At 65.1% G+C, this 8,583-nt stretch carries 6 protein-coding genes and 1 pseudogene; 2 read left to right on the plus strand and 5 right to left on the minus strand.

Annotation, left to right across the window (positions count from 1 at the left end):
- Positions 1-17 precede the first annotated feature (17 nt).
- The gene (uvrA, locus tag TNMX_RS10900; RefSeq protein ID WP_038032178.1) at positions 18-2,876 is read left to right on the plus strand and encodes an excinuclease ABC subunit UvrA; all 2,859 of its coding nucleotides are present in this window, start codon (positions 18-20) and stop codon (positions 2,874-2,876) included.
- Here the strand turns inward: uvrA and TNMX_RS10905 are convergent.
- From TNMX_RS10905 to TNMX_RS10920, 4 genes and pseudogenes are all read right to left on the minus strand, one after another.
- Positions 2,873-3,511 (minus strand): TetR/AcrR family transcriptional regulator, encoded by a 639-nt coding sequence (locus TNMX_RS10905; protein WP_038032181.1) that lies wholly within the window; start codon positions 3,509-3,511, stop codon positions 2,873-2,875. The genes uvrA and TNMX_RS10905 overlap by 4 nt on opposite strands.
- A 25-nt stretch (positions 3,512-3,536) precedes the next feature.
- Complete coding sequence (locus TNMX_RS10910; RefSeq protein ID WP_038032190.1) at positions 3,537-4,031, minus strand: DJ-1/PfpI family protein; 495 nt, start codon at positions 4,029-4,031, stop codon at positions 3,537-3,539.
- Positions 4,032-4,040: 9 nt separating this feature from the next.
- Positions 4,041-5,761, minus strand: a pseudogene (locus TNMX_RS10915) (FAD-dependent oxidoreductase).
- Positions 5,762-5,786: 25 nt separating this feature from the next.
- Positions 5,787-6,641, minus strand: a complete 855-nt coding sequence (locus TNMX_RS10920) for a nitronate monooxygenase family protein (protein ID WP_015717860.1) — start codon at positions 6,639-6,641, stop codon at positions 5,787-5,789.
- Between the two features lie 36 nt (positions 6,642-6,677).
- Here TNMX_RS10920 and TNMX_RS10925 point away from each other — a divergent pair, with 36 nt between their 5' ends.
- Positions 6,678-7,850 (plus strand): MFS transporter, encoded by a 1,173-nt coding sequence (locus TNMX_RS10925; protein ID WP_038032193.1) that lies wholly within the window; start codon positions 6,678-6,680, stop codon positions 7,848-7,850.
- Here TNMX_RS10925 and TNMX_RS10930 read toward each other — a convergent pair.
- Positions 7,812-8,583 (minus strand): glycosyltransferase (locus TNMX_RS10930; protein ID WP_038032196.1); only part of this gene is annotated, 772 nt, incomplete at its 5' end. The genes TNMX_RS10925 and TNMX_RS10930 overlap by 39 nt on opposite strands.

Consider the following 8,583-nt stretch of genomic DNA (forward strand, 5'->3'; position numbering starts at 1 on the left):
GTGGTATACTTCCACGGATGGACCGCATCGTCATCCGGGGGGCACGGGAGCACAACCTCAAGAACATCAGCCTGGAGCTCCCGCGGGGCAAGTTCATCGTCATCACCGGGGTTTCCGGCTCGGGCAAGAGCACCCTGGCCTTTGACACCATCTACGCAGAGGGGCAGCGGCGCTATGTGGAAAGCCTCTCCAGCTACGCCCGCCAGTTCCTGGGGGTCATGGACAAGCCCGAGGTGGAAAGCATCGAGGGCCTCTCCCCCGCCATCTCCATCGACCAGAAAACCACCAGCCACAACCCCCGCTCCACCGTGGGCACGGTGACGGAGATCCACGACTACCTCCGCCTTCTTTATGCCCGCATCGGCACCGCCTACTGCCCGGAGTGCGGCCGCCCCATTGAGAAGCAATCCGCTAGCGAGATCACCGACCGCCTCCTGAAGAACCCCCCGGGCACCCGGGCCATCCTCATGGCTCCTTTGGTGCGGGGGAGAAAGGGGGAGTACCGCAAGCTTTTCCAGCAACTCATGAAGGAAGGCTACGCCCGGGTGCGGGTGGATGGGGTCATCTACCTCCTGGAGGAGGCCCAGAACCTAAACCTGGAAAAGTACGAGAAGCACGACATTGACCTGGTGATCGACAGGGTGGTCCTTAAGGAGGAGGAACGCCCCCGCATCGCCGAGGCAGTGGAGCTCGCCCTCCTTAGGGGCGAGGGGCTCATGCGGGTCCTTTACCCGGATTCCGGCCAGGAGGAGCTTTTCTCCGAGAAGTTCGCCTGTCCCGAGCACGGAAGCGTCCTGGAGGAGCTCGAGCCCCGCATCTTCTCCTTCAACGCCCCCTACGGGGCCTGCCCTGCCTGCTCGGGTCTGGGTTACAAGCAGGAGTTTGACCCTGAGCTCATCGTGAACCCCGAGCTCTCCCTGGCCGAGGGGGCCATCCTGCCCTGGGCCCGGGGGCGGGACACGGGGCGAAGCTACCTCTGGGACCGGCTTCGGGCCTTGGCAGAACACATGGGCTTCGACCTCAAAACCCCCTTCAAGGACCTGCCGGAGGAGGCCCAGCAGGCCGTGCTCCACGGCCTTCCCGAGCCCTTTGAGGTGGTCTTCCGCCGGGGAGGCAAGGAAACCTTCCGGGTGGAGGTCCACTACGAGGGGGTCATCCCCTGGCTGCAGAAGCGGTACCAGGAGGCGGAGTCCGAAGGGGTCAAGGAGGTGCTGGAAGGCTTCATGTCGCAGAAGCCCTGCCCGGTGTGCGGCGGCACCCGCTACAAGAAGGAAGTGCTCTCCGTAAGGGTGGCGGACAAGAACATCGCCGAGGTTTCGGCCCTGCCCGTTCGCGAGGCCCTGGAGTTTTTCCGGAACCTCGAGGCCCATCTCTCCCCCTTCCAGGCCCAGATCGCCCGCCCCATCCTGCGGGAGATCGTGGAGAGGCTGGGCTTCCTGGTGGGGGTGGGGCTGGACTACCTCACCCTGGACCGAGCCGCCAACACCCTCTCCGGAGGGGAGGCCCAGCGGATCCGCCTGGCCACCCAGGTGGGAAGCGGCCTCACCGGGGTGCTTTACGTGCTGGACGAGCCCAGCATCGGCCTGCACCCCAGGGACAACCAGCGCCTCATCCAGACCCTGAAGCGCCTCCAGGGGCTGGGAAACACCCTGATCGTGGTGGAACACGACGAGGAAACCATGCGGGCCGCGGACTGGATCGTGGACATGGGACCGGGGGCCGGCATCCACGGAGGAGAGGTAGTGGCCCAAGGACCCCTGGAGGAGATCCTTAAAAGCAAGGAGAGCCTTACCGGGGCCTACTTAAGGGGGGAAAAGCGAATCCCCGTGCCCAAGGAGCGTAGGAAGGGAAACGGCAAATGGCTGGTGCTCAAGGGGGCCCGGGAGCACAACCTGAAAAACATCACCTTGAAAATCCCCTTGGGCCGCTTCGTGGCGGTGACCGGGCCCTCCGGTTCGGGAAAGAGCACCCTGATCCACGATGTCCTCTACGCCGCCTTGGCCCAAAAGCTCATGCGGGCCAAGACCACCCCTGGAGCCTACGAATCCCTGGAGGGAGTGGAGCACCTGGACAAGGTGATCGAGATCGACCAGTCCCCCATCGGCCGCACCCCTCGCTCCAACCCTGCCACCTACACCGGGATCTTTGACGAGATCCGCGACCTCTTCGCCAAGACCCCGGAGGCCAGGAAGAGGGGGTATGGCCCGGGTCGCTTCTCCTTCAACGTGAAGGGGGGGCGGTGCGAGGCCTGCGGGGGCGACGGCACGGTGAAGATTGAGATGCTCTTCCTGCCCGACCTCTACATACCCTGCGAGGTGTGCAAGGGCAAGCGCTACAACAAGGAGACCCTCGAGGTGAAGCTCAGGGGCAAGAGCATCGCCGACGTCCTGGACATGACCGCCGAGGAAGCCCTGGAGTTTTTCCAGAACGTTCCCACTATCGCCCGCAAGCTCCAGCTCATGGTGGACGTGGGCCTGGGCTACATGCGCCTGGGCCAGCCCTCCCCCACCCTTTCCGGGGGGGAGGCCCAGAGGATCAAGCTGGCCACGGAGCTGGGCCGTAAGTCCACGGGCCGCACCCTCTACATCCTGGACGAGCCCACCACCGGCCTTCACTTTGACGACGTGGCCAAGCTTCTGGATGTGCTCCACCGCCTGGTGGATGCCGGGAACACCGTGGTGGTCATCGAGCACAACCTGGACGTGGTGAAGACCGCAGACTGGGTGATTGACCTGGGCCCCGAGGGGGGCGACCGGGGCGGGGAGATCGTGGCCGAGGGCACCCCGGAGGAGGTGGCCCTCACGGGTAGCCCCACAGGGGTCTTTTTGGCCAGAATCCCCGAGATCGCCCAAAGGCTGAAGGTGGCCGCGGACTAAGCCTTGGCTTTGGCGGATTTCCTGGAAACCTGGGTGGGCTGGCTTCGGGCCAGAATCCCTTCCAGGGCCAAGGACAGGGATTTCTCTACCTCCTCCCCGAAATCCCGGTTAGGGGTATAGGCCGCCCAGCGCAAGGCGGCGAGGAAGTAAAGGTCGGCCAAGGTGCGGCCCATGCGCTCCAGGGAAAGGTCCTGCCGCACCACCCCCTTTTCCCGCAAGGGCTTCAGGACCTCGGCGATCAAGTCCCCCAAAGGCAGGGCCAGGAAGGCGGCCTTGGCCCGGACCGGATCGGGGTTTAAAAGCTCGTAGAGAAGGGGCAAAAGAAGGTCCTTCTCCGCCTGGGTAAAGGCGGCAAGCCTCTGGAAGAGGAAGCGGAGGAGGGCCATGGGATCCTCCTTCTGGGCCAGGCGCCGCCTTACCTCCTCTCTGAGGTCCGCAAGAAGCAGGCTCCCGTACTCCAGGAGCACGGCTTCCTTATAGGGGTAGTAGTTGAAGAAGGTACCCCGGGACACGTGGGCGGCCTTGGCGATATCGCTGGCGGTGGTTTCCCGGAAACCCTGCTGACGGAAAAGGGCCATGGCCGCCTGGAAGATGCGCTCCCGGCGCCGCTTTTTCTGATACTCCCTCACGGTCATGGGGGTAGTGTACTACCGTATAAACTTAAAGTTCAATCGCTTTTTGCGCCCAATCCTCTAAAGCCTTAAGCAGGGATAACCCCCCCAGGGTGGTATAGACCTTGGCCTCCCGGTGGAAGGAACCATCCGCCACCTGGTAGCCCTGCTTGGCCAAGGCCTGGGCCACCTCCCCTGGGGCCGCCACCCGGGAAGGCAGCCTGCCCACCTCGGCCAGGAAGAGATGGGCGTTAAAGCCCAGAAACACTGCCTCTAACCCCTCCCATACCTCCTCCACGAAGGCCACATAGGAGGGATCCCGGGCCATCCGGCCTGGCCTTTTGGCCCCGGGGATGAGGAGGGCTTCCGGGGGCGGGGCCGCAGGGAAGGCGTAGGTGGGGGTCCAGACGGAGCCCGCCAGGGCCGGGGTTCCCTTGCGGCCCTTGGCCACCGTATAGGCGGGAAGCCCCAGGCGCTTGGCCGCCTCGAGGGCTAGGGCCGCCTCCAGCTCGGAGAACTCGGGGAGGAGCAAGATGGCTAGCACTTTAGACCATTATGGCAGAAGCCGGTAGAGGAGAAGGGCCGCCTCCCCCCGGGTCACGGGATCGGCACCCGAAAGCTTGCCCTCCCCCAGCGCCTGCAAGAGCTGGTTCAGGGTGAACCGCTTCAAGGGCTTTTGCAGTTCCTCCCGGAAAAGCTCCCTGGCCTTTAGCACCACCCTAAGGCGCTCCTCAGGCCCTTTTGCCCGGTAGTAGTGCTCCAGGTTGGCCAAGAAGTCCCCCAGGAGAATGGGTTCGGAAAGGCCCAAGGAGCCTTTCAGGTAGTAGGGTCCGGCGAAGAGCCCCCGCCTCAGGAGGGCCACCGCCTCCCGGTACCCTGGCCTTTCCGCCTCCACCCGGCCTCCCTCGGGGGAGGAAAACCTAGCCCCCCTTTGGGCAAGCCGCTTGCGCAGCGCCTCGAGGGCCTGCCCGCTTGCGGCCAGCTCGTGAAAATCCGCCAGGGGCACCTTCATAAGCCCTGCTTGCGGGGCCTTCCGCAGGAGGGCCACCGCCACCCCTGCCGCCTCCCCCAAGGCCATCTGCAAGGGAACCACCCGGGCGGAAAAGGCGGCCACGCTGTCAAACCCCGCCGCCTGGGAAACCACCAGGAGGTTTCTCAACTCCTGGGGCACCAGGCTCCGGAAGGGCACCCCGTAGGGTGCCGGGGTACCCAAAAGGTAAGGGGTTTCCCCCGGAAAGTAGGCCTGGCCGTCCAAGGGGTACCCCCCCAGGGCCACGGCGTCGGGAAAGGTCCGGCCCAGGAGGACCTCATCAGCCTTAAGGCGGTAAGGGCCTTCAGGTGGCGGCTTTCCCGGACATAGAGGCTAGGGGCCACCCCGGCCAGGCGGGCGGTGCCAAAGAGGAGGGGATCCTTCTCCCGCAGGTAGGCCACCACCCGCTCGGCCTCGAGGGCCGCTTCCAGGCGCATGCGCTCCAGGCTCAAAGGATCCGCCCCCTCCACCCCGAAGAGGAGAAGGGCGTTGACCAGCAGGCTCCCGTCGTCCTGGCGGGCCAGGTTCAAGCCCCGAAGGGCGTAGCGGCTGGGATCGGAGGGGAGGTAACCCCGCACCAGGCCTGCAAAACCCCAGCCGCTCCTCCCCCAGGCCCCCGCCCCCGTACGCTGCACCTGGCCCTCGTAGTTGAGGGCCAGAAAGACGGCACCCCAGGGAACCCCCTCCAACCGGAAGACCAAGGTGGCCGCCATGCTCCGCTGGTCCAGACCCGTGTCCTCCCTCCCCTGGGTGAAGCTGGCCCCAGCGCGAAAGGCGAGTTCCGCGGTATCGGTGGCATCCACGAAGTAGGGAGCCTGAACGGGGCCCTCAGGGATCGCCACCAGGGTCAGGCGGCTCGCCTCCACCTCCACCCGGTCCAGGGGCACCTGCAACCGGACCTCCACCCCCGCCTCCCGGAGCATGGCCCACAGGGCTTCCTCCGCCCGCTTCGCATCAAAGGAAGCCTCCTGCCCGATACGGCGGTAGAAGTCACGAAAAAGCCCTCCCTGGAGAAGGCCCTCCCGGTCCTTGGCCAGGTCCAGGGTGGCCAGCCACCCTTGGGTGAGAACCCCTCCTACCCCCCGCCCGGGTTCCAGGAGAAGGACCCTAAGGCCCTCCTGGGCCGCGGCCACAGCTGCCGTCACCCCTTGGGGGGTAGCCCCGTAGACCACCAGGTCGTACTGGGCGTAGGCCAAGCCCAGGGAGAGGATAAAGGGAAAGAAGATGCGCAAGGCGGTAAGCATCTTGGCGAAAACCCCCGATATGGAATCAGGGCAGGCTTTGCTTGGCTTCCTGGTACTCGGCCACCAGCCGGGCCACCACCTCCTTGGCGGAAGGGAGATCCCGGATGAAGGCCACCCCGTGCCCGGCGGAATACACTTCCTTCCAGGCCTTGCCCCCACCCTGGCGGAAGCGCTCCAGGGATTCCCGGAGGAAGTTGGCGGGCACCCCGGTAACCTCCGGGGTGTACTGGATGTCCTCAGGAGTGGCCCTCAAAAGGGCTTCCTTGTACTCCAGGGGAGCCTCGGACTCCAGGGTGGCGATGAAGCGGGTGCCGATATAGGCACCATCCCCCAGGGCCAAGGCGGCGAGGAGCTGCCTTCCCGTGGCGATGCCCCCGGCGATGAGCACGGGCACCCCGAGTTCCTCCCTAAGCCAGGGCCCGAGGACAAAGGGGCTCACCATCCCGGCATGCCCCCCAGCCCCAGCGGCCACCGCCACCAGGGCGTCGGCCCCGGCCTCCACCGCCTTTCTCCCGTGCCTTAAACCCACCACATCGCACCAGACCACGCCGCCATAGGCCTTGACCCGCTCCACCACCCGGGTGGGGTCCCCCAAGGAGGTGACCACCAAAGGCACCCTTCGCTCGGCCACCGCCTCCAGGTCCTCCTCGAGGCGGGGATTGTCCTTAAGGATGAGGTTCACCCCGAAGGGAAGCCCTGGGGGAAAGGTCTCCAAAAACTCCCGAAAGCCAGCGTGGGTACGGAAGTTGAGGCTGGGGATGACCCCGATGGCCCCCGCCTCGGCCACCGCCTGAAGGAGCCTGGCCCCGGAAACCAGGAACATGGGGGCGGCCACGATGGGATAACGGATACCCAGCATGCGGGTGATGACGGTCTCCATGGGGGAGATTTTACCGGGTTCAAGGATAATCATGGGGTGGAACCGGAGCGCTCCCTAAAGCTCTCCATATGGGAAGGCGTCTTGGCCATCCTCTTCCTCAACTGGAGCACGGGGGTGATCGTCACCGGGTATGCCCTGGCCCTGGGCGCTTCCCCCCAAGCCTTGGCCCTTCTGGGAGCCCTTCCCTTCCTGGCCCAGCTCCTAACCCCCCTGGCCCTTTCCCTGAGGGGAAGCCGCAAGGCCCTGGCGGTGCGGCTCAACTTTTTGGCCCGGATGCTCTTCCTGCCCGCTACCCTGGCCGCCTTTTTGCCGGAAGGCTTGAGGGTGCCAACCCTTCTTCTTTTTGCCGGCCTCTCCCAGCTTCTGGCTGCCCCGGTGGGGGTCCTCTGGCTCTCCTGGATGGCGGACCTGGTGGCCGAGGAAAGGCGGGGACGCTACTTCGGCTTCAGAAACGCCCTCTTGGGCCTGGTGGGCACCCTGGGGAACCTCATGGGGGGTATGGTGGCCGATCGCCTTCCTTCACCCCTGGGCTACCAGGTTGTTCTCCTTCTGGGGGTGGGGGCCGGGCTTCTTTCCGTCTTGCTGCTCCGCCTCCAAAGCGAGCCTTCGGAATCCCCCGCCCCTCCCGCCCGAAAGGCTCTCGGGATCGCCTGGCAGGACCTGGCCTACCGGCGCTACCTGGGCCTGGTTTTTCTCTGGTACGGGGCGGTCATGGTGGGAGGACCCTACGTCATCCCCTACTTCGTACAGGTGGGTGGTCTCTCCATGACCGAGGTGGGTCTTTGGACGGTGATCTCCGCCTCAAGCGGCCTCCTCTTCGGACCCATGTGGGGCCGGATGGCGGACCGGGAAGGCCACAAGGCCGTCCTCTTCCGCACGGCGATGGTGGCAGCCCTTATGCCCGGCCTTTGGCTTTTGGGCTCTTCAGCCCTTCCCTGGCCCATATGGCTCTCTGCCCTTGCTGACGCCTTGGCCTGGAGTGGCCTGGGCACTGCTTTGGCCAACGCCGTTTTAGCCCAGGCTCCCCGGGAAGGTCGGAACGGCTACCTCGTCCTCTTCTGGCTAGCCATGGGTCTAGGCGGACTTGCCGGAAGTGTGATAGCGGGAGGCGTTGCCAGCCTGGGCGTGGGACCAAGCCCTTATCATCTCCCTATCCTGCTCTCCTTGGGCCTACGGCTTGGGGTGGTCCTTCGGCTGCGAAGCCTCTAACCCCCTTCGCCGCATCTCCCCCCATACCCCCCGTTTGCGCCAGACCTGGAAGGTGGCAAGGAAGCGCTCCAAGGCCAAAAGCTGGCGGTAACCCAGGCCCTCGAGGAGGGCAAAAAAGAGGAGGACGAGACGGTCCCGGAACCTGGGGTAACGCTTCAGAAGCAAGGTTTCCATGCCCACCGCAAGCTGGGAAAGAAGTACTCCATACCCCACGGCCAAAAGGAGGAAGAGAAGGGCGAACTCCCGGTTGAAGAGGCCAAGGAGGTAAAAGATAGGCAAAAGCGCATAGCCCAAAACCTCCACCACGGGGGCCAGGGCCTCAAAGAGGAAGAAGTAGGGCATGGCCACCAAGCCCAGCCGGCCATACCGGGGGTTGAAAAGCATAACCCGATGGTTCCAAAGAACCTCCCATAAACCCCGGTGCCAGCGGTTTCGCTGCCTCCTCAAGGTAGTCCAGTCCGCAGGCACCTCCGTATAGCAAATGGGATCTGGCGTGTAGAGGATGCGGTATTCCCGTCCCTCCTCCCGGGCCCAGCGGTGGAGGCGGACCACCAGCTCCATATCCTCCCCCACGGTGTCGGTGCGGTACCCCCCCACCCTCAAGGCCTCCTGCCGCCGGAAAAGGCCAAAGGCCCCGGAGATGATGAGCAAGGCTCCCATGGCGCTCCATCCCGCCCGCCCCATGAAGAAGGCCCGGGCGTACTCTATGACCTGCATACGCTCTAAAAACCCC

The organism is Thermus sp. NMX2.A1, assembly GCF_000511705.1.
Lineage (GTDB): Bacteria > Deinococcota > Deinococci > Deinococcales > Thermaceae > Thermus > Thermus scotoductus.